The sequence below is a fragment of the Spirosoma luteolum genome (assembly GCF_054778875.1).
Map to the genome: position 1 here is coordinate 1 of NZ_BAAGZE010000019.1, position 21,901 is coordinate 21,901.

Sequence of the window (21,901 nt, forward strand, 5' to 3'; positions counted from 1 at the left end):
CCACACATTATTGGCTCAGCGTATCGAAACCTTGACTGTTTTTCAACGAACTGATCCCAAACTTGGTGACGCTTAGTTCAGTACCCAACTTTACGACGCACAGCATATGTTGCGTCTCTACGCGCAGGATACGGCACCCGGCTTGCTACGAAGCAGGCCGGGTTGCCTCGCACCGCTTCTTCGGGAACCCTTACGGAAGCATGCTTAGCCCGTACCAAAGCGCGCGTCTGTCAGTTGGCCCAGTCATCGGTGGGTCTCACGATGCAGCGGCTTATGGCCGGATGAACAATCACTATCACATTTTTATAGACCCCGTTGGTCGACAGGGCTTTGGCCAGGTGGTAGGCGGTATCCTTCAGGCAGGCCGGTAATGGCCAAGCAGCCCGATTGCCGGCTAAACCGGGTGGTTTTATTGAAGGGGAACAGGCCATTCACAAAATAACCGACCTGTAGCAGGTAAATAGCAGGAATGGGAGCCAGGCTGTCCGAACCGTTTACCCGGTGCGCTGCCGACCCGACTGGACGGCATGTGCCCCCCCCAGAAGTAAGGGTGATCCATTGGTTAGACCGGCGGCTGATGGGTTTTGGGTGGAAACGGGCAGCCGGATCGGCCCGTAGGTAGGGGCAAGGAATCCGATACGATTGGTGACGGCTACCGCTTGCCGACGTCGGAGAAAAGTCGGATGGGGGTGGCTGGCGAGTGGTTGTTTATGAGCGGGTTAGCCGTTACATTCGTGGCATACCCACACGCATATGGCGCTACGTCTGGATTGGCTTATCTGGCTTTGGCTCCTGGCCCCGGCGCTGGCAACGGGCACGCCGGTCCAGCCCCCTGCGCCCGTACTGACGCTGCCTGACCGCGCCGACCGGGTCCTGCTGCGGGGGTATCTCAGCAGCTGGGTCGACTCGGCCGGTACGGGTTCACTGGCCACCGTACGCCAACACGACAGCCAGTTTCGGCTCATTAGCTCGCCGGTGCCCAACTTTGGCTTTGTCGAAGATCAGCGCTCGGCGCGGCCCATCTGGCTGCGGCTGCAGGTGCGTAACCCCGGCCGGCAGCCGCAGGCGTGGCTGGCCGAAATCGATTTCTGGTGTTTCGATACGCTGCAGCTGGTGGTGGTCGATGCGCAGCAGCGCGTGCTGTCGGTGTCGCCGGTGCAGGGCTGGCGTATGCCCGCCGATACCCGCTACCGGCACCACCGGCACTACTGGTTTCCGTGTACGGTGCCGGCCGGGGCGCTTGTTACGGTGTATCTGCGGATGGTGAAAAACCGGGGCACCCGCCTGGTGCCGCTGTCGCTGGTGCGGGCCGATGCCTACGAGCGCGACACGCAGGGCAGTTACCTGTTCTGGGGCGGCATTCTGGCCACGCTCGGCTTCGTAACCATGATGAGCCTGTTCTTTTATCTCACTACCCTCGATCAGATCTACGCCAAATACATAATCTGTCTGCTGGGGCTGGTGGGCTTTTTCATTATCAACGATGGTTTTCTGAACCAATTTATGTTCAGGGCGCAGTTCTGGTTGCCCCGGCAAAACGTTTATTTCCTGTTTCCGCTGCTGCTGTTCTATTCGCAGCTGCTCTTCGTGCGTACGTTTCTGAGTCTGCGCGACACCCGGGCATACCGCTGGCACCAGATCAGTACGGCGGTGCTGTGGGTGGGTGTGTTTTGCCTCCTCAGCCTGACGGCCGAATGGATACAGCCGCTGACACCGGGTGCCGAATGGACCCTGAGCCGACTCTTCACCATTGGGTACTGGCTGCCCATGCCCGTGATCGGGGCCTATATTGCCATCAGCATCAGGCAACGGTTTCACGTTGGGGAGGCCTGGCTCTATCTGGTGGCGGTACTGCCGTTCTACACGCTCAACATCGGGCAGGTGCTGGGTAACTTCCGGCTGCTGCCGACCTATGAACCCATGGGCGACTTCGCCTGGTATGGGCTGGCAGCCCTGTTCGAGGTGCTGGTACTGACGTTCGGGATTGCCTATCGCTACAAAACCGACCGCGACCAGACCGAGCAGCTCCTGCGCGAACGTACCGGGCAGCAGCAGCGGATGTTCGAGGCCGAGGTGCAGGCGCTGGCGCTCAAAAACGAGATGTTGCTCGAGAAAGAACACATTGCCCGCGACCTGCACGATAATGTGGGGGCGCACCTGGCCTTCGTGGTAACCAACCTGTCGCACATCAGCGATCTGGCTGAACGCGGCCCGGCTGAGCGCGGCTCCGGTGGCAATGGTTTCGGGAACGGGCAGCCGTGGGCGGGGCGGCTCCGCAGCATTGTCGACCACACGCGCGAAGCCATCAAACTCCTGCGCGAAACCATCTGGGCCATTCATCAGGAGAGTTTTACGGCCGATGAGTTTGCCGAACGGCTCAACCAGTACATCAACCGCTACGTCCACGAAACCGATGGCCTGCAGGTCGACGTGCAGGTGTCGGGTGCCGAGCAGCAGCGACTCACGTCGATGCAGGTGCTCAACCTGTTCCGGATTGTGCAGGAAGCCCTGAACAACGTGCTGCGTCACGCCCAGGCCACCCACGCCCAGGTGCGGCTGCACATCGAAGCCGACGGGCATATCCAGCTCGCCGTGGTCGACAACGGGCGGGGCTTTGCCGGTCCGGCTGAATCCAACGGGCAGCCGCACTACGGCCTGCAGAACATGGAAGCCCGGGCCCGGGAGCTGGGCGGCACATTCCGTATCTACGCCGACCGGGGCACCGTGGTCGATGTACAGATCTGACCCGCGCGCCCAAAAACGGCGGGGTGCCGCCGGGCTTCAGCCAGCAGCACCCCGCCCGGAACACCATGCGCTGCCCGCCTACCGGTCGATCCAGACGGTTTTGATGTTGACAAATTCTTTCATGCCCACGTCCGACAGTTCGCGGCCGAAGCCCGACAGCTTTACGCCCCCAAACGGCACGCGCGCGTCGGAACGCATCAGCCCGTTAATAAATACCGAGCCCGCCTGAATCTGCCGCGCCAGCCGGTCGGCCTTGTCGGCATCCTGCGTCCAGAGGGCCGAGCCCAGGCCATAGCGCGACTGATTGGCGAGCCGGACAGCGTCGGCCTCGTCGCGGGCGTCGACCAGTACGGCCAGCGGGCCAAAGGTTTCGTCGTCGAAGGCCGTCATGCCCGGCTTAACGCGGTCGAGCACGATGGGGGCCACGTTGCAGCCGTCGGCGCGGGCATGCCCCGCCAGCAGCCGGGCGCCCTGCGCCAGCGTCGAGCGGCACTGCGTGATGAGGCCCTCGGCCAGATCGGTACGGGCCATGGGGCCCATGGTGGTATCGGGGTCGGTGGGGTCGCCCTGCCGAATGGCCTCGATGTGGTGCAGCACTCGCTCGGTAAACGCTTTCTTTACCGATTTTTCGACGATAAAGCGCTTGGCAGCAATGCAGCTCTGGCCGGCGTTCTGCATCCGCGATTTCACGGCTGTTTCGGCCGCCAGGTCGAGGTCGGCGTCGGCCAGTACGATCAGCGCGTCGGAGCCGCCCAGTTCCAGTACCGATTTTTTGATGAGGCCCCCCGCCGTTTCGGCTACTGACGCGCCGGCTTTCTCGCTGCCCGTGAGCGTTACGGCTTTCACGCGCGCATCGCTCAGCACATCGCTGACCGTGGCCGATTCGATGAGCAGTGTCTGGAAAACCCCCTCGGGCAGACCGCCTTCGCGAAACAGCGTTTCGATGGCGACCCCGCAGCCCGTTACATTGGCTGCGTGTTTGAGCAGGCCTACGTTGCCAGCAATCAGACCCGGAATGGCGAAGCGCATGGCCTGCCAGTAGGGAAAATTCCAGGGCATTACGGCCAGCACGGGGCCCAGGGGCTGGTAGGTAACAAAGCTTTTCCGGGCGTCGGATTCGATGGGCTGGTCGGCCAGAAAGCGCTCGGCATGGTCGGCGTAGTAGGTGCAGGTAAGGGCGCACTTCTCGACTTCGGCCACGGCCTCGGCCAGCGTTTTGCCCATCTCAGCGGTGGCCAGGGCACCCAGTTCCTGTTTGTGAGCGAGCAGGTACCGGCCAACCCGGCGCAGGGCTTCGGTGCGGTCGGCGAGGGGACGGGCCGACCAGTCGGCAAAGGCGCGTTCGGCCCGGGCCAGTTTGCGATTGATCTGGGCGGGCGTGTCGGCCCGGTACGTTTTAAGCGTACGCTGGGTGTAGGGGTTGATGGATGTAAGCATGACAAGCGCGGTTCGTGAACGGATAACGGGGCCACCCGCTGCCGGCAGCCTGTAGCCTAAACCCCGCCGGGCGCCTTACTGTTCTTCCTGCTGCAGCACAGCCACCAGGTCGACCATCGTATCGATTACCTGCTCCATGCGGTCGTGCCCCACGATAGCGTCGAATTTGGCGCGGGTTTCGTAGATGCAGGTGCGCAGACTCGTCAGCAGTTCTTTGCCGCGGTCGTTCAGAAAAATCATGCTCGACCGCGAGTCGTTGGGGTTTTTCTCGCTGTAGATATAGCCTTCGCGTTCGAGCAGGCTGACAATCTTGCTCATCATCTGCTTGGTTACCCCCGCACGCCGGGCCAGTTCGTTGTTGGTGATGCCGGCCTGCTCGATGTTGCTCAGAAACATCATGTAGCTCATCTTGAAATCGGTGAAGCCCATCGCATGCAGCCGCGGCTCCACGTACGAGTCGGTATAGCGCTTCAGGTACCAGAACAGCCGCCCGAACGCCCGCGCCCGCACCTGCTTGAACTCCTCGAAGTCGAACTCTTTATTGTGTTTTTCCACGATTGATGCCATCTGTTTCAAAGGGATTGATCGAGCGACCAACTGATTTTTGTACAAATATAGTCAACCTGCTTGACTTATTGGTACAACTACTTACATTTGCCGCACACTTAGTCAAACTAGTTGACTATTGCTTGTGTTTAATACCTAAAGACAGATTGTCGCAGCTGATTACCTACTCATGGCAACTTCCACGTATACGCACGAATCGAACGCAGTGGCTGAAAAAAGCGCTCTGCAAACTTACCTGCCCCGGGTTATCATAGGCCTGGTGCTGCTGGTTGGTGGCTATTTCGGTTACCAGGCTTTCCACCACAGCCAGCAATACGAATCGACCGATAACGCACAGATCGAAGGCAATTCGGCCCCGGTGCTGGCCCGTGTAGCCGGCTACGTACAGTCGGTCAACGTCGACGATTACGCCCTGGTGAAGAAAGGGCAGCCGCTGGTCACGATCGACCCGCAGGAATATGATGTAGCGCTGGCCCAGGCCGAAGCCGATTACCAGCAAACGCAGGCCGACCTGGCCAACGCCCAGGCCGATCTGGCCAATGCCCAGGCCAACGTGCGCAACGTTGCGCAGAACCTGCGGGTAGCCCAGTCTACAGCGGCCGTGCAGGCGTCCCGGCGCGATAAGGCCCAGAACGACCTCAAGCGCGATCAGAACCTGTATCAGGCCCAGTCGCTCACCCAGAAACAGCTCGAGGATTCGCGCAACGCGGCCGACGTGCAGGCCCGGCAGTACTCGGCCAGCGTGGAGCAGATCAACCTGGCCCGCACCACACAGGGTGTAGCCCAGGCCGGCATTGCCAAGGCGCAGGCCAACATCCAGAAAATTCAGGCCGTACTGAAAGTAAAACAGGCGGCTATCGACAACGCCAAACTGCGCGTGGGCTATGCCCGGCTGACGGCCCCGATCGACGGCCGCATCGGCCGCAAAAACGTGGTGGTGGGTCAGTACGTGCAGCCCGGTCAGAACCTGTTTACGATTGTGGCCGACTCGACCTTCTGGGTGGTGGCGAATTTCAAGGAAACGCAGCTCGAAAAAATGCAGGTGGGCCAGCCCGTCGATGTAAAGCTGGATGCGTATCCTGACCTCGCCATTAAAGGCCGGGTAGCCTCGCTGTCGGAAGCCACCGGTGCCCGGTTTGCCCTGCTGCCCCCCGACAATTCGTCGGGTAACTTCGTGAAGATCACCCAGCGTGTGCCGGTTAAAATCGAAATTCTGAACCCGGAAAAGTACAAAGGTAAACTCCGCGCCGGTCTGAGCGTGGATGCCGAAGTGCGGGTGGTCAACTAGGGAACTGTAGCGTTTCGTGCCTGGCCGGTTGGGGTGACCCGGACGGGACCGGCGTATGCCGTACCGACGGTAGCCATCCTATCGGGCTACGCCCCGACCACGCACCAACGCTACACCCATTCAACTTCAACGAACATGGCGCAACAAGCTGGATTTGGACGCTGGATCGTCGTGATAACGGCGGTATCGGCGGCCATCATGGAACTGATCGACACCTCGATCGTGAACGTCGGCCTGAACGACATTGCCGGGAATCTCGGCGCCACGATCGAAGACGTGTCGTGGGTGGTTACCTCCTATGGGATCGCCAACGTAATTATCATTCCGATGACGAGTTTTCTGCAGACCTATTTTGGCCGCAAAAACTACTACATCGGCTCAATCATTCTTTTTACGATTGCCTCGTATGGCTGCGGGGTGGCCCCCGATCTGTGGACCCTGGTCTTTTTCCGGTTTCTGCAGGGCGTAGGTGGGGGCGCCCTGCTGTCGACCTCGCAGGGCATTATGTACGATGCCTTTCCGCCCACGCAGCGGGCCACGGCCTCTGCCCTGTTTGGCCTCGGTATCGTACTGGGCCCCACGTTTGGTCCCACGCTGGGCGGCTATATCATCGACAATTTCCACTGGAGCTGGATGTTCTACATCAACATTCCGGTGGGTATTCTGGCCGTGTTTCTGAGCCTGACCTACGTGGAGAAAAAAGAGGATGAGTACGACATCGACCGCAGCAAGATTGTAATCGACTACGTAGGCATCATTCTGCTGGCCATTGGCGTTGGGGCGTTGCAGTACGTGCTGGAGCGGGGCGAATCGGACGACTGGTTCGACTCCAAAGCCATCGTGTATCTGACCGTGGCCACGATCGTATCGGTGCCGGCCTTTATCTGGTGGGAGTTGCGGGGAACCCGAACGCCGGTGCTGGATCTGCGGGTGCTGAAAAACCGTAACCTGGCGCTGGGGGCGGTGCTGCTGCTGGTGGTGGGCTACGGCCTCTTCACCTCGGTACTGCTTTATCCCCTGTTTGTGCAGCGGGTAGCGGGCTTCACGGCCACTAAAACCGGGCTGCTGCTCATTCCGGGCGGGGCCATTGCGGCCATCTGTTTTCCGCTCGTAGGCAAGATTCTGAGTAAGGGCGTATCGCCCCGCTACATCGTCATGATCGGCTATGTGGTGTTTGCCGCTTTCTGCTTCACCATGTCGACCTACACGGCCGACACCTCCGACGGTAAGTTTGTGCAGGCGCTGCTGATTCGTGGGGTAGGGCTGGCGTTCGTCAACGTACCGCTTATCAACTCGTCGGTATCGACGCTGGCTGTGGCCGAACTGCCTACCGGCATCGCCATCACCAACATGATGCGGCAGCTGGGCGGCTCGTTTGGGGTGGCCATCACCAACACCTACGTCACCCAGCGTACGGCCGCCCACCGGGGCGACCTGATCACGAACATCACGCCCGAGAACCCGCTCTTCACCGAGCGGCTCAACGGACTCACGCAGGGGCTGGCCAGCAAAGGCATGAATGCCCTCGACGCCGTTACGGGGGCCTACCGCAGCATCGACCTGATTATTTCGAAACAGGCGCTGCTACTGGCTTACCTGGACACGTTCCGGCTGGCGGGGCTCTTCTTCCTGGTTTCGTTTCCGCTTCTGTTCTTTATCAAAAACCGCAAAATGGATGCGGCTACGGCCAAAGCTGTGGCCGACGCTGCTCACTAATACGATTTCATGAAAACCACCATACTACCAGTACTCAGCCTGCTGACGGTTGGACTGGCCCAGGCCCAGACACCCGCCACGGCGGTGCCGGCCGATCTGCGGGCACTGCTGCAGCAGGCCAATACCAATTACCCGGCGCTGAAACAGCAGCAACAGCTGGTGCAGGCCGGCGAAGTGCGGGTCGATCTGGCCCGGACGGCCATGCGGCCCAACGTAGCCCTCAACGGCACCTACGCCTACATTACGCCCGTGCCGCAGGTTACCTTTCCGGTCAACGGGCAGGATGCCGTGCTGAAACTGGCGCCCAACAACAACCTGAACGCCAACGTGTCGGTCGGGCAGACGATCTATGATTTCGGGCGCACCACGGCCGCCATAAAAGCCGCTGCCGACAATGTGCAGGTGCTGCGCCGGACCCTTGAGCTGACGCAGCAGACGCTGGGCTACCAGGTAGCCACGGCCTATTACGGGGTCGGCTTTCTGCAGCAGGCCATTGCCGTGCAGGATTCGGTGATTAAAACGGCGGGGGCCAACGTGCAGTTGCTGGTGAACCGCCTGAAAAACGGCGACGCCCTGCAGTATGATGTACTGACGCAGGAGGTACGCGTGAAAGCCGCCACCAACCGCCGGATCGAGCTGCAGAACCAGCTGGAGCGGCAACTGGCCGTGCTCACTTTCCTGACGGGCAACGCCAGCCCCGATCTGACGCAGGCCCGTCAGCAGTTTCAGCTGGGCATGGCGTCGGCGCCGGTCACGCCCTATGATGTAGACGGGCAGCTACAGGCGGCCGCGGCCGGCAACAAAGACGTGCTGCTGGCCCAGGATCGGGTAAAGGCGGCCGAAACCGAAATCGACGTGACCAGCAAGGCTGGCAAACCCAATATTGGCTTCAGCGGTACGGCGGGCTATAAAAACGGCTATCCACTCAACGTCGAGCAGCCCCGCGCCAACATGTCGGCGGGGGTGGGTATTGTGGTGCCGCTGTATGCCGGCAAACGCTACAGCCTGCAGAACCAGGCTGCCCAGCTGAACCTCAACGCCAGCCGGTATGCCGCCGAAACGGCCAACGCGCAATTGCGCCAGAGCATCGCCCTGCTCAACGCCGATATTCGCAGCAACCAGACGCGGCTAGCTAACCTCGACACGCAGGTGCAGCAGGCCCGCCAGGCGCTCACGATTGCCAACGCCCGGCTGCGCAACGGGGTGATTACCAACGTAGAACTGCAAAGTGCCGAAACCGGCGTGGAAGAGGCAGAACTGGGTCGGCTGACGTTCCAGTACCAGCTGCTGCTGAACCAGCTGGAGCTGAAACGCCTGCTGGGCGAATCGCTGTAAACCCCTGGAAGAAGGGGCATGCTGTAAGGCACTATTCGTGCGATACCATACCTATGAAAAAACCGGGGCGGTAGCTTCTCCAATGAGGAGATGGCTACTGCCCCGGTGCTGTTTTCGGCGCTGTCGATCGGCGGGTTGTGTTACCCTGTCCGCTTCGGTTGACCGTAGAGCGGGGGAACTGGTTGCTCAATCAGTGCCCGGGTCAGTATCTGATTACGCGAACGATGTGGAGCACGTCAGTTCCTGCCATTGCAGCCGCTCACTGGCTAACGCATCGTGTTTTTGAGCGGCCATATCATAGGCATCCTGCCCCAGCAGCAGGTGCAGCGGTGGGTTTGGCTCGGCCGCCACGCGAATCATGGCCGCGGCCGCCTTGGCCGGATCGCCGGGCTGATTGCCTTTGATTTGCTCCTGGTGCATCGTTTCGGATTCCCGAACGGCCGTGTAGTCGTGCTGCCTGTGCTCGGGCAGTCGCAGGGAGCCCGACGACAGAAACTCGGTTCGGAAGTAACCGGGTTCCACAACGGTTACATGGATGCCAAAGGGCGCCACTTCGCCCGCCAGCGATTCCGACAGCCCCTCAACGGCGAATTTGGTAGCCGAGTAGATGCCCCAGCCCGGGAAACCCGTAACCCCCGCAATGGAAGAGAGGTTGAGGATGTAGCCTGACTGCTGTTTGCGCAGCTGTGGCATCACATGGCGAATGACGTTTAAGGTACCGAATACATTGACATCGAAATTGGTGCGGGCTTCGCTGTCACTCAGTTCTTCCAGCGTGCCCAGCTGGCCGTAGCCGGCGTTGTTGACAACCACATCGATACGTCCGTACTGGTCGATGGTACCCTGAATCGCGTCGCTGACACTGGTTTCATCGGTAAGCTCAACCGCCATAGGCCGAAAAGCGGGCGTCTCGGTGTTAACGGCCCGGCGCAGTTCGGCCACATCGCGCGAGGTAGCGGCTACCTGATGCCCTTGCTCGAGCAGTTGTTTTACTAGTTCGAGGCCGAATCCCTTCGAGGCTCCCGTGATAAACCAAACCTGTTTTGCCTGATTGTCCATGACGTTGTTTTGCTGGTTCGTTGGTGAAATTGACGCTACAAAAGTAGATCCGCCCATTGGGGAGGGGCTTTCACTATTCAAACCAATACTTACCAAATTCAAACACGCCGGAACGTCGAGGGGGTAAGGCCTGTGTGTTTTTTGAAAAAGTAATTGAAATGAGCGGGTTCGTCGAAGCCAAGGCTGTAGGCCACCTCCGCAATGTTCCAGTTGGTATGCCGAAGAAGGGCTCTGGCTTCGCTGGCCAGTCGTTCGGCAATGTGGTCGGTAGTTGTTTTGCCGGTCGTATCGCGGACGCAGCGGTTGAGGTGGTTCACATGCACGGCCAGCAGGTGGGCAAACGCACTGGCCGAACGGAGACCGAACCGCTGACTAGGCGACTCGATGGGAAATTGTCGTTCGAGCAATTCCATGAAAACGGCGGTAAGGCGGGCCCGCGCATCGGGGTGCTGGTGGGTGGCTTCGGAGGGACGCAGTTTCAGCGCGTAGTGCACCAGCTCCGATACATAGTTGCGAATCAGCTCGTATTTGTACGTATAGGTCGAATCGAGCTCAGCCAGCATTTTCTCGAAGAGCGCGCTGACATCCTGATCCTGCGCATCTGTGAGGGAGTACGCCGGCTGGCCACCGGGCTGAAAGGGAGGTAGGTCGGTCAGGCCGGTGTTGTATTGGTCACTGAAAAACGACTTACGGAAGATGCAGAAAAAACCGCTCGCTTCATCGGCAAGGGGCTGCCAGGTATACGGCACCTGGGGGTTGAAGAAGATCAGCGTTGGCCCCGTGATCTCGATGCTTTTGTCGGCATAGTGGTACACATTGTGGCCCCGGATCAGTGTGATCTTGTAAAAATCGCGCCGGCTGTAGGGCACTGGCCTGGCCGATGGCGCCAGTACGTCTTCGAGCCGAAACACGTTGACCTGCCCAATGTCGGCCTGCCAGGTGTCGGGCATCTGGTTGAATTTGTGCTGGTAGAATTCTTCGAGCGTTTCGGTTTTTGCCATGGCACAAACTTACAAAATTCAATCGGTGTGCCGGTGCCTTTGTCGGTGCAGCCCGCCCCTGGCTTCGTGACCCTACAGGCTGGCATCGTCGGCCGCAGACTACCATACCTATGAAAAAACCGGGGCGGTAGCTTCTCCAATGAGGAGATGGCTACTGCCCCGGTGCTGTCTTCGGCGCTGTCAATCGGCTATACGTCCATCGGAACGAGGGCGTTGCCGCGCAGTACCGGCACCACATCGTAGAGGTCGTGCTGCAGGCAGTAGCTGATGTCTTTCTGAATGCCGAGCCGCTGCAAACGCCGAATGTGCGACGCGTTGGCCATGTAGCCGATGAGGTTGTCTTTACCCTGTTCATAGAGCCGGCCGGCCATGATGGCACTGTCTTCGGCCAGGGCGTAACTCGTTTTGAGCCGCTCTACCAGCGCACCGGCAAACAGGGTATCTTCCAGATTGACGCGCCCTTTCCAGCCCGCACACAGCACCAGCACATCGTAGGGCTCCGACTTCAGGTACCGCGCAATGGCGTCGAGGTTCAAAAACGCCCCCACCAGTACCTTCACGGCCGACCGCGACTTGGTGATGGCCAGCGTACCGTTGGTGGTGGTCATGGCTACATCGAGGCCGCGCACCCGCTCGTCCATATACGTAAAGGGCGAGTTGTCGAGCTCGAAGCCGTCGACCCGCTTGGCATTGCGCTCGGCGGCTGCCAGATAGCCACGCTCCTGATACTGGCGGCACTCCTCGATGGTCGCCACCGGCGTAATACTCTTCACCCCGTAGGCAAAGGCCGTAACCATACACGAGGTGGCCCGGAACACATCGGCGACCACAACGATGGTGTTTTCCATCTTGTGCAGGTGCAGCAGGTCGGGCGTTAAGCAGACGTCAATTTGTTTCATGGAAAATAAACAGAACACAGAACCAACGGCGGAGCTGCCTGGTGCCACCCCGCCGTCAGGAAAACGAATAGATTATGACTTCACAAATGGGAGTTTCACCACTTCGGCCTGCAGCAGCCGGTCGCGAACGCGGATGTAGATAAGGCTGCCGGGTTTGCTCACGGCCGTGGGCACGTAGCCCAGCCCGATGCCTTTGCCCAGCGTGGGCGACTGCGTACCGGAGGTTACCTCGCCGATGGTGTTACCGTCGGCATCGGTAATGGGGTAGTGGCCCCGCGGAATGCCCCGGTCGATCATCGAGAAGCCCACCAGCCGGCGCGGCACACCCTGCTCTTTCTGCTGCTTCAGTACGTCGGCATCGATAAAGTCGTGGGTGAACTTGGTAACCCAGCCCAGCCCGGCCTCGATCGGCGAGGTCTCGTCGGTGATGTCGTTGCCGTAGAGGTTGTAGCCCATCTCGAGCCGCAGCGTATCGCGCGCACCCAGTCCGATGGGTTTGATGCCAAACGGCTTACCGGCCTCCATAATGGCGTTCCAGACCGATTCGGCCTGGTGGTTGGAGACGTAAATCTCGAAGCCGCCTGCCCCGGTATAGCCCGTTGCCGATACGATAACGTTGGCGCAGCCGGCAAAGGTAGTTTTCACGAAGGTATAGTAGCCGATGGCGTCGAGGTTCTCGTCGGTCAGCGCCTGCATGGCTTTGGCCGCCAGCGGGCCCTGCACGGCAAACAGACTCATGTCGTCGGAGATGTTGATCATCGCCACGGCGCCGTCGGTGTTGTGCTGGCTGATCCAGTTCCAGTCTTTCTCGATGTTGCTGGCATTGACCACCAGCATGTATTCGTGCTCGTTGATGCGGTAGACGAGCAGATCGTCGACAATGCCGCCCCGGCCGTTGGGCAGGTAGCTGTACTGCACTTTGCCATCGTAGAGCGCGGTGGCATCGTTGGCCGACACGCGCTGGATCAGGTCGAGGGCGTGGGGGCCCTTGAGCATGAACTCGCCCATATGCGAGACGTCGAACACGCCGACTGCGTTGCGAACGGTGTTGTGTTCGTCGAGATCGGACGAATAACGAACGGGCATCTCGAAGCCCGCAAACGGGACAATCTTGGCCCCGGCCTGTTGATGAAGCGTATGTAGAGGGACTTGTTTGAGCGACATGGGCGCAGCAGTTAGGCCGCAAAGCTACGAACGTATAGACGGTTATCCACGCCCGGCGCGGGCAAAGCCGCCAAAACCGTGGTCCGCGCCGGGGCTCAGTATAGCGAAAAGTTAATGGGCAGGTTGTATTTGACCCGCACGGCCTCCCCGCGCTGGTAGCCCGGTGTCCAGCGGCCACTCATGGCCTTTACCACCCGAACAGCTTCTTCGTCGATGCTGGGCGAGAGGCCTTTCTGTACGGTATAATCGCAGAGCGTCCCATCTTCGCATACGACGAAGCCCACAAATACGCGTCCCTGCTGCCCGGCTCGCTGCGCGTCGGCCGGGTAGCGCAGGTTCTGAGCCAGAAACTGCCCCAGCCCGTTCATGCCGCCGGTGAATTCGGGTTGCTGGACAGGCGTGGTGTACCGGATCGAATCCTTGCCCGGCCGATAAGCCGCACCGGCCTGCAGCATGCCATCGACATACGTTTCCCGAAACGCGTAGGATCCGTCGCTGGTTTGCCCCGTCCAGACGCCCTGCCGCAACTGGTTCACAAACTGGCCCTGTTCGGTAAAGCGTACGGGTTCGGCACCAGCCTTGCCGGCTTCTTCGGTTTCGTAGACGGCCGTGCCGGTGCCGTTGACAACGGTTTGCCGGCCATCGGGTGCCCAGAAAACCAGCACCCGGTCGGCAGGTTGCGGCCCGGGCGTCAGGGGGGCCTTCCTGACCCGCGACCGAATTTCCCGCAGCTGACCCGAAGCGTACCAGGTGGTGGTCTGCTCATACTGCTCGTCGAGCATCACCTGTTTGGCAACCACGCCATTGTCGTGGTAGAGCGTGCGTTCGCCGGAGGGGTATCCTTTATCGTTGTAGATTGTTTCTTCATACAGGTGGCCGGCCTGATTCAGCGTATAAACGGTGCCGAACCAGGTGCCGAGGGCCGTTTTATAGCCCAGCAGCGTCCCTGGTTTCGGGTCGCTGGCCGGGAGGTGCTCGCCCAGCATAGGCGCCGGGCTGATGGTGATCTTCTCGCGCACCAGCTGAATGGATTTGCCCGCATCCCAGCTTTTACGTTTCCGGCTGTAGACCGTTAAGTCGCCACTGGGCAGGCCCAGGCTGTCGAGGGGCGACACCACTTTAGAAACGGCCAGGCTGCTGTCGGTAGCCAGTTCACCTGCTGCGGTGTAATAAAGCGTTTGCCGGCCGTCGGCGAAGGCAAACGGCGTGTTAGGCGGAAACTGAATGCGGGTCGAAACGGTTTGCCGCACGGCCTGATTGTCTTTGCGGGCGGGTTGCCAGGCGTTGAACTGCCGGAACACGCGCAGGGCCTCGCGGTCGAGGTCGGGGCGCAGCGACCGCAGCACGGTGGCATCGCTGACATGGCCGTCGGGTTCTACCACGCCACTGATCATGACCGTGCCGCCGATTCCCTGGGCGCTGGCCGCCGTGGGTTTGCGCAGGTTGGCTTTCAGGAAACTGTTGAAGGTAGACAGCCCACCGCGCGGCATGGCTTCCTGGTCGACCTCGAAATTTTTGTAGATGGGGGCCTGGGCCAGTAAGGTACCCGGCAGGGCAAGAAAAAGCAGCGAAAGCAGGCGATTCATGGTGTGAGTAGTTTCAATGCCGGCCGTAAGGTACGGCTTGTGGCGACTGGTAATCTATGTACGGCCGATCATTTTTTAAACGGTAGGTATGGCCCGAAACGCCCGTCGGCCTGCCAATCCGGATGGACTAACAGGCCGACGGGTATCCCACGGGGGGGGCTAGATCTCGGAATAAGCCGTTGGGTGCAGGAAGTAAATATCGGCCCGCATGAAATTGTGAGCGTACTCGGGCAGGGCGTTCAGCGATTTCCAGGCTGGATCGTCCCGGAAAGTTTTCCAATGTTCCTCGCGGGCAGCCTTGTTCTCGAACGAGGTCATGTAGTACATGTTCGGCATCTTGCCGCCGGCCTTCACCTGGCCGCAGAAAATGGTGTTGAACCCCAGCCGCTTGAAAATGTCGAGTTCGCCGTTGTTGAACTGGCGAATTTTGTTTTCGTGGAGCCGTTCGGTGGCTGCTTCGTAGCTGCGCAGCTCATAGACCCGCTCGGCTTTAGGCCCCTGCAGGGCCGTGGGCAGTACCAGCCTGGGCATACCCGCAAAGGCGTCCATCAGAATCGACTCAAACCGTTTGTAGTACGGCTTGTCGAAGTCGGCGTTGATGTACCCGGCGGCTGCCGTTGTGTACTGTTTGTCGTCCATCAGCCTGCTGTCGAGGCCCAGCATCTGGTCGGCCGATTTAAACGGAATAAGCACATAGAGCAGCGAATCGATGTCGGGCGTAAACACCCCGACGGTGGCGATACCCGCGCGGTGCAGGGCGGGCAGGTAGGCTTGCTGCAGGTAGGTCTCGAGCCGCTGCTTTTGCTCGCTGCCGGCGAGGTGATAAATCTTGAGCTGGTAAAAATCGCGTTTGGGCGCAGCCTGCAGGGCTACAGGCACCAGGGCAATCAGGAACAGGGTTAGCCAGCCGGCCATCCGTCGGTATTGAGCAGAACGTGTCATCGGGTTGATTGAGTGAAAAACAAAAGGCTGTTTCAATACGAAAGCGATTAGCCGGTGAAACATCCTGCCTGGTGGACTAAAAACCGCTTCATTCCCAGCCAGTGGCCCTCACAGACTGTGGCGGCTGCTGAGGGCCAGCCGTTCTACCCCTGCCCCTACGAGGGCGTCGAGCTGCGCGTCGGTAGCGCCATCCGCTACGATTTTGACGCCAACCGTGGTGGGTACCCGTTGCCGGAAAGCCAGCGCCTGCTCCAGACTGAACGGGCTGGCGAGAGCACCGGTGCCGTTTTTCAGGAAATCGGCACCGGCATCGGCCGCCAGCCGGCACATACGTTCGGTATGATCGGTGCCCAGCAGCGTTGTTTCGAGCACTACGGTCAGCAGGCGTTCGCTGGCGTGGGCGCGCGCTACAAGCTTGGCCAGTTCGATCTTGAGCCAGACCGACGTAGGCGAAAACAGCGCCGAAGTATTCAGTACGACCTCTACTTCGGTGGCCCCATCGGCCAGGGCCAGGTCGATCTCCAGCTGTTTGGCTTCGGTGCGCTGGTAGCCAAACGGGTAGCCCACGACCGCCGACAGCACGGCAGGGTGCGCATCGCCCAGTTCGCGACGCATTTTCCTGACCCAGAACGGGGCTACCGTCAGGCCGGCCAGCCCCAGCTGCGTCACTTCGTCGAGCGCATCGTACTGCTCGTTGATGGTGATGTCGGGGTGCAGCAGGGTACGTTCGATGTACGGAAACAGGTGGTTCACAGGATAAGGGCTTGTCGGTGAGCCGCGCGGGCGGCTGCTGTCGAAACGCGCGGGCGGGGGTATTTGTTGGCAGGGCGCGCGCCTGAGAGCCGGTCATATTTAATGCGCACAAAAAAAGGGCACCGACCAGCAGTCGGTGCCCTTTACTGATTGGGTGACGGCCTAGTTGAAATACTTCAGCTTCACCACTTCTTTTGGCTCCAGGTAGCGCCACTTGCCGCGGGGCAGTTCCTTCTTGGTCAGCCCGGCGTAGGTGGTGCGGTCGAGCTTGGTTACTTCGTAGCCCAGATGCTCGAACATGCGCCGAACGATGCGGTTACGGCCCGAGTGAATCTCAACGCCCACCACGTAGGCGTCGGGCGTAACGATGCTCAGCACGTCGGGTTTGATCTCACCGTCTTCGAGTGTAATCCCCTTCTGCAGCGTTTCGAAATGCTCGGTCGTAAACGGCTTGTCGAGTTCGACCTGGTAGATTTTGCGGATGTTGTTGGAGGGGTGCGTGAGCTTGTCGGCCAGTTCGCCGTCGTTGGTCAGCAGCAGCAGTCCCGTGGTGTTGCGGTCGAGTCGGCCCACCGGATACATCCGGAAGTTGCCGGCATCGGCCACCAGTTCCATCACCGTCCGGCGTTCCTCCGGATCATCGGTCGTGGTGATGTAGTCTTTCGGCTTGTTGAGCAGCACGTACACAAACTTCTCGGGGTTGAGCACCTTGGTGCCAAACTTAACCGTGTCGTTTTCTTTCACCTTGAAGCCCATTTCGGTTACGACTTTGCCGTTGACCGAGATATCGCCCCGCTCGATGAGTTCGTCGGCCTCCCGGCGCGAGCAAACGCCCGAGTTGGCAATGTAGCGGTTCAGGCGCATCGTACCGGGTTCGCCGGGCCGCTTCTCCGGGGCCGGGGTGTTGCCGGGGCGGGCTTTGCTGCTCCGTTCGTAAGGTTTACCCGTGCGTGCCATCGGTACGCGGGGCATCTCCAGATCGTAGTTGGGTACTTTTTCGTAACGACCTGTCCGGCGCTCACCCGATTCCTTGCGCTGCTGGGGCGTAAAACGCTCGTCGCGGTTGCGGGCATCGGTATCGGGCTGGAAACCGCCGACCCGTTTGAACGTAGGCTTGTCGGCGCCCCCTTCGAAACGGGATTTGTCGTCGCGGTCGCCACCGAAGCGGGGGCGGGGTGTGTCGCGCCGATCGTCGTTACGCTCAGCGCGCGGCTTGTCGTCGCTGCGTTCGAACCGGCCAGCGCCCCGGCGGTCATCGCTGCCCCCAAAACGCGGCTTGTCGTCGCGGTTCCCACCGAAGCGGGGTTTGTCGTCGCCACCGAAACGGGGCCGGTCGTCGCGCCGGTCGCTTCCTCCAAAACGGGGTTTATCATCACCCCCGAAGCGGGGCTTGTCGCCACGCCGGTCGTCATTGCCACCAAAGCGGGGTTTATCATCCCGGTTGCCGCCGAAACGGGGCCGGTCGTCACCACCAAAGCGGGGTTTATCGCCCCGGTCGAAGCGGGGCCGGTCGTCAGTGCGCCGGTCATCGCTACCACCGAAACGCGGCTTGTCGTCGCGGTTGCCGCCAAAGCGGGGTTTGTCGTCACCACCGAAGCGGGGCTTATCACCACCCCCAAAGCGGGGCTTATCGCCAAAACGCGGTTTATCGTCGCGGTTCCCACCGAAGCGGGGCTTGTCGTCACCGCCAAAGCGGGGCCGCTCATCGCGGTTGCCCCCGAAACGGGGTTTATCAGTACCGCCGAAGCGGGGTTTGTCGCCAAAACGCGGCTTATCGTCGCGGTTACCCCCAAAGCGGGGTTTATCGTCGCCACCGAAGCGGGGCTTGTCATCCCGGTTGCCCCCAAAGCGAGGCTTGTCGTCGCGGTTGCCGCCAAAGCGGGGTTTGTCGCCGAACCGGGGGCTGTCGCTGCGCCGGTCGTTGCTACCGAAGCGCGGTTTATCGCCCCGGTTGTCGTTGCCGCCATCCCGCGAAAAACGGGGCCGGTCGTCGCCACCAAAGCGGGGCTTGTCGCCACGCCGGTCGGCATTGTTGTCGGGCCGTGGGCTCCGGCTGAAGCGGGGTGCCTGTGCACCCGATGAGCGATCGTCATCACGACGATCGGAAGAACGATCATTCCGCTGACCCTCCCGGCGCGGTCCTTCCGGACGGTCGTTCGATTCTGAATCCTGATTCATGGAAAAATACAGTAAGTCGTACTGTTTATGGAATAAAATGCCCTGATTATCAGGGTAGCTGTTGATTGGCTGTACTAAAAGGGTCGCAAAGTTACGGCTTTTCCGCACACGCCATTCGTATCCGTTTGACAGACAACGCATTTTCCCGAAAAAACAATCCGCAGGTATGAGAAGTACCGGTTCAGTCGTTAAGCCTTTACTATTTTTAGCCCACTCCTGACCGGATTTGCTATGGCGACTGATACTCCGACGCTCCTCTATACACCCGACCGACGCACTACCGACCAGACGGTTATGCAGCAGTATATCAACTGGCTGTTCGTGAAAAAAGGCCTGTACCTGCGCGATTACAACGACCTCTGGGACTGGTCGGTGACGGACCTGGAAGATTTCTGGGAAAGTATCTACCAGTTTTTCGAGGTGCACAGCCACGACTTATACCAGCAGGTGATTTACCGCCCCAGCGACCGCGACATGATCGGGACCCAGTGGTTCATAGGGGCTACCGTCAACTACGCCGAGCACATTTTTCGGCACAAGACCACGCAGCGGCCTGCGCTGCTGGTGGCGTCTGAACGGCAACCGCTTACGGCGGTGTCGTGGGCGGCTCTGGAGCGGCAGGTGTCGGCACTGGCCACCTGGCTGCGGCAGCAGGGGGTGGGCCTGGGCGACCGGGTAGTGGCGGTGCTGCCCAATGGCCTCGAAGCCGTTGTCGCTTTTCTGGCCACCAACGCCGTAGGGGCGGTGTGGTCGAGCTGCTCGCCCGATTTTGGCACGGCCAGCATCACCGATCGGTTTCAGCAGATCGAACCCAAAATCCTGATTGCGGCCGATGGCTATACCTACAACGGGAAACCCGTCGACAAGACCGAGGCCATGCGGGCGCTGCGTCTGAGCCTGCCCACCCTGAAACGCACGCTGTGGCTGCCTTACCTCGACGCCAGCAGCCGGCTGGAGCGGGCGGTGCTCTGGGATGACATGCTCAAAACACCCGCTCCCGACGGGCTTACGTTCACGCCCATTCCGTTCAACGATCCGCTCTGGGTGCTTTATTCGTCGGGTACCACGGGCAAGCCCAAAGCCATTACACACAGCGTGGGCGGCTGTTTGCTGGAACACCTGAAAGCGCTGGCGCTGCACCAGGACGTACGGCCCGGCGAGCGCTACTTCTGGTATTCGACCACGGGCTGGATGATGTGGAATTTTGCGCTGGGGTCTATGCTGGTGGGGGCCACCCTGGTGGTATATGATGGCGCGGCCGGCTACCCCGATCTGCAGGTGCTCTGGAAACTGGCCGACGAGGCCCGGGTGCATCACTTCGGCGGGGGTGCTGCGTTTTACCTGGCCTGTCTGCGGGCGGGTCTGAAACCGGCGCAGCAGTTTCGGCTGACCAACCTGCGCAGCATCGGTTCTACGGGCTCACCCCTGCCGCCCGAGGGCTTCCGCTGGATCTATGACTCGGTGAAGCCGGGTGTCTGGCTGATTTCGTTCAGTGGCGGCACCGACGTATGCAGCGGGTTTGTGGGAGGCAATCCGCTGCTGCCGGTCTACGAAGGCGAAATACAGTGCCGGCTGCTGGGCTGCAAGGTCGATGCGTTCGATGAGCAGGGGCGGCCGGTGCGCGATGAACTGGGCGAGATGGTTATTCTGGAACCGATGCCGTCGATGCCCATTTATTTCTGGAACGACACCGACAACGCCCGCTACCGGAGCAGCTATTTCGACGACTATCCCGGCGTCTGGCGGCACGGCGACTTTATCCGGATAACGCCCCGCAACGGGGTGGTGATCTACGGCCGCTCGGACGCAACGCTCAACCGCGACGGTGTCCGGATCGGGACAAGCGAAATCTACAGCGCCGTTGAAAGCCTGCCGCAGATTGCCGACAGTCTGGTGGTGGGGCTTGAACGACCGGGCGGACAGTATTTCATGCCGCTCTTCGTGGTACTGCGCGAGGGCGCCGAACTCACCGACGAACTGGTGAAAACCATCCGGCAAACGCTGCGCACGCAGTTTAGCCCGCGCCACGTGCCCGACGCCATCTATGCCATCCGCGAAGTGCCCTACACCATCAGTGGTAAAAAGCTTGAGATGCCGGTCAAGAAAATTCTAGCCGGTACCGACGCGTCGCTGGTGGCCAGCAAGGATACGCTGCGCAACCCGGCTGCGCTAGATCAGTTTACCGATTTTGTGCTCGAAACCAGATAAGCAACCCGGTCGGTCGACAATATTGCCGGCTGCACCAACCCTTTGACCAATTTTCAGTAAGTTTGGGGCATACTACAACACTATGTTTACTCGTAAAATCGCTTCGCTAACGGTTGCTGCCTGTCTTTCGGGTCTGATCGTCAGTGGGTTGTCGGGGTGCGGTTCCAAAGAGAAATCGTCCGACGCCAAAACGGAAGCCGCTGCCTCGACCGAAGCCGCTGCCGACACAGCCACCGGTCAGACCGCCCAGGCGGCCCCGGATCCGGCCAGTATTCCGGCCAGTAAAATCGCCGACGCAGCCGCCATTCTGGCGCGGCCACAGGTGCCTATCCTGTGCTACCACCAGATTCGCGACTGGCGCGACAAAGATTCGAAAGGGGCTCGCGATTACATTGTGCCGACGGCAGCCTTTGCCGCTCAGATGCAGATGCTGGCCGACAGTGGCTACCATACCATTCTGCCCGATCAGCTCTACGCGTACCTGACCACGGGCGCTCCGCTGCCATCGAAACCGGTTATGCTGACCTTCGACGATGGCGACCTCGATCAGTACACGACGGCCCTGCCCATCCTCGACAAGCATAAGTTTAAAGGCGCGTTCTTTATCATGACGGTAGCCATTGGCCGCCGGGGTAAACAGCCCTACATGGATAAGGATCAGATCAAGGACCTGGCCGACCGGGGCCATACGATCGGGGCGCATACCTGGGATCACCATAACGTGAAAAAATACCAGGGCGACGACTGGAAAACGCAGATCGACGAGCCGAATGCCAAACTGCAGGGCATCATCGGCAAACCCATCAAGTACTTTGCGTTTCCGTTTGGTCTCTGGAATACGCAGGCGCTGCCCGAATTAAAGAAGCGCGGCTATGCCGCTGCCTTTACGCTGGCCGATGGCCGGGATCCGGGCATGCCGCTTTACACCATTCGCCGGATCATTGCCGGTGGTCAGTGGAGCGCCAAAACCCTTTACAACAACATGACCCAGAGCTTCGACGGCAAATAAGCCGCCTGTACCGG

Annotated in this window: 16 protein-coding genes; 6 read left to right on the plus strand and 10 right to left on the minus strand. The window is 60.3% G+C overall.

Going from position 1 to position 21,901, the window contains the following annotated elements; genetic code table 11:
* The first annotated feature begins 753 nt into the window (after positions 1–753).
* A complete protein-coding gene (locus tag ACYVAC_RS16975; protein WP_461098951.1) occupies positions 754–2,745 on the plus strand; it encodes a sensor histidine kinase in 1,992 nt (663 codons plus the stop codon).
* Between the two features lie 78 nt (positions 2,746–2,823).
* On the opposite strand, the gene ACYVAC_RS16980 is transcribed toward ACYVAC_RS16975, so the two are convergent.
* Both ACYVAC_RS16980 and ACYVAC_RS16985 read right to left on the minus strand, forming a co-directional pair.
* A complete protein-coding gene (locus ACYVAC_RS16980) occupies positions 2,824–4,182 on the minus strand; it encodes an NAD-dependent succinate-semialdehyde dehydrogenase (protein ID WP_461098952.1) in 1,359 nt (452 codons plus the stop codon).
* Between the two features lie 75 nt (positions 4,183–4,257).
* Positions 4,258–4,749, minus strand: coding sequence for a MarR family winged helix-turn-helix transcriptional regulator (locus ACYVAC_RS16985; protein ID WP_461098953.1), 492 nt, complete (start codon positions 4,747–4,749; stop codon positions 4,258–4,260).
* Between the two features lie 169 nt (positions 4,750–4,918).
* Here ACYVAC_RS16985 and ACYVAC_RS16990 point away from each other — a divergent pair, with 169 nt between their 5' ends.
* The 3 genes from ACYVAC_RS16990 to ACYVAC_RS17000 all read left to right on the plus strand — a co-directional run bounded on the left by ACYVAC_RS16990 (position 4,919) and on the right by ACYVAC_RS17000 (position 9,088).
* A complete protein-coding gene (locus tag ACYVAC_RS16990; RefSeq protein ID WP_461098954.1) occupies positions 4,919–6,037 on the plus strand; it encodes an HlyD family secretion protein in 1,119 nt (372 codons plus the stop codon).
* A 135-nt stretch (positions 6,038–6,172) separates the two neighbouring features.
* Entirely contained in the window at positions 6,173–7,753 is a 1,581-nt protein-coding gene (locus ACYVAC_RS16995) for a DHA2 family efflux MFS transporter permease subunit (protein WP_461098955.1), read from the plus strand.
* A gap of 9 nt (positions 7,754–7,762) precedes the next feature.
* Entirely contained in the window at positions 7,763–9,088 is a 1,326-nt protein-coding gene (locus ACYVAC_RS17000) for a TolC family protein (RefSeq protein WP_461098956.1), read from the plus strand.
* A gap of 213 nt (positions 9,089–9,301) precedes the next feature.
* On the opposite strand, the gene ACYVAC_RS17005 is transcribed toward ACYVAC_RS17000, so the two are convergent.
* The 8 genes from ACYVAC_RS17005 to ACYVAC_RS17040 form a co-directional block, all read right to left on the minus strand.
* Positions 9,302–10,147, minus strand: a complete 846-nt coding sequence (locus tag ACYVAC_RS17005) for an SDR family oxidoreductase (protein WP_461098957.1) — start codon at positions 10,145–10,147, stop codon at positions 9,302–9,304.
* Between the two features lie 98 nt (positions 10,148–10,245).
* Positions 10,246–11,148 (minus strand): helix-turn-helix domain-containing protein, encoded by a 903-nt coding sequence (locus ACYVAC_RS17010; RefSeq protein ID WP_461098958.1) that lies wholly within the window; start codon positions 11,146–11,148, stop codon positions 10,246–10,248.
* Positions 11,149–11,336: 188 nt separating this feature from the next.
* Complete coding sequence (locus ACYVAC_RS17015) at positions 11,337–12,047, minus strand: 2-phosphosulfolactate phosphatase (protein WP_461098959.1); 711 nt, start codon at positions 12,045–12,047, stop codon at positions 11,337–11,339.
* Between the two features lie 72 nt (positions 12,048–12,119).
* On the minus strand, positions 12,120–13,211 hold the full coding sequence (gcvT, locus tag ACYVAC_RS17020; protein WP_461098960.1) for a glycine cleavage system aminomethyltransferase GcvT: 1,092 nt from the start codon (positions 13,209–13,211) through the stop codon (positions 12,120–12,122).
* A gap of 95 nt (positions 13,212–13,306) precedes the next feature.
* Entirely contained in the window at positions 13,307–14,797 is a 1,491-nt protein-coding gene (locus ACYVAC_RS17025; protein WP_461098961.1) for a TonB family protein, read from the minus strand.
* Positions 14,798–14,956: 159 nt separating this feature from the next.
* Complete coding sequence (locus ACYVAC_RS17030; protein WP_461098962.1) at positions 14,957–15,739, minus strand: NIPSNAP family protein; 783 nt, start codon at positions 15,737–15,739, stop codon at positions 14,957–14,959.
* A 108-nt stretch (positions 15,740–15,847) separates the two neighbouring features.
* Positions 15,848–16,492 (minus strand): deoxyribose-phosphate aldolase, encoded by a 645-nt coding sequence (locus ACYVAC_RS17035; protein ID WP_461098963.1) that lies wholly within the window; start codon positions 16,490–16,492, stop codon positions 15,848–15,850.
* A gap of 162 nt (positions 16,493–16,654) precedes the next feature.
* Positions 16,655–18,670 (minus strand): pseudouridine synthase, encoded by a 2,016-nt coding sequence (locus ACYVAC_RS17040; protein WP_461098964.1) that lies wholly within the window; start codon positions 18,668–18,670, stop codon positions 16,655–16,657.
* Between the two features lie 231 nt (positions 18,671–18,901).
* Between ACYVAC_RS17040 and ACYVAC_RS17045 the strand changes: the two genes are divergently transcribed.
* Positions 18,902–20,878: an acetoacetate--CoA ligase gene (locus ACYVAC_RS17045; RefSeq protein WP_461098965.1), complete on the plus strand. Its 1,977-nt coding sequence runs from the start codon at positions 18,902–18,904 to the stop codon at positions 20,876–20,878.
* A gap of 82 nt (positions 20,879–20,960) precedes the next feature.
* The gene (locus tag ACYVAC_RS17050) at positions 20,961–21,887 is read left to right on the plus strand and encodes a polysaccharide deacetylase family protein (protein ID WP_461098966.1); all 927 of its coding nucleotides are present in this window, start codon (positions 20,961–20,963) and stop codon (positions 21,885–21,887) included.
* Positions 21,888–21,901 lie beyond the last annotated feature (14 nt).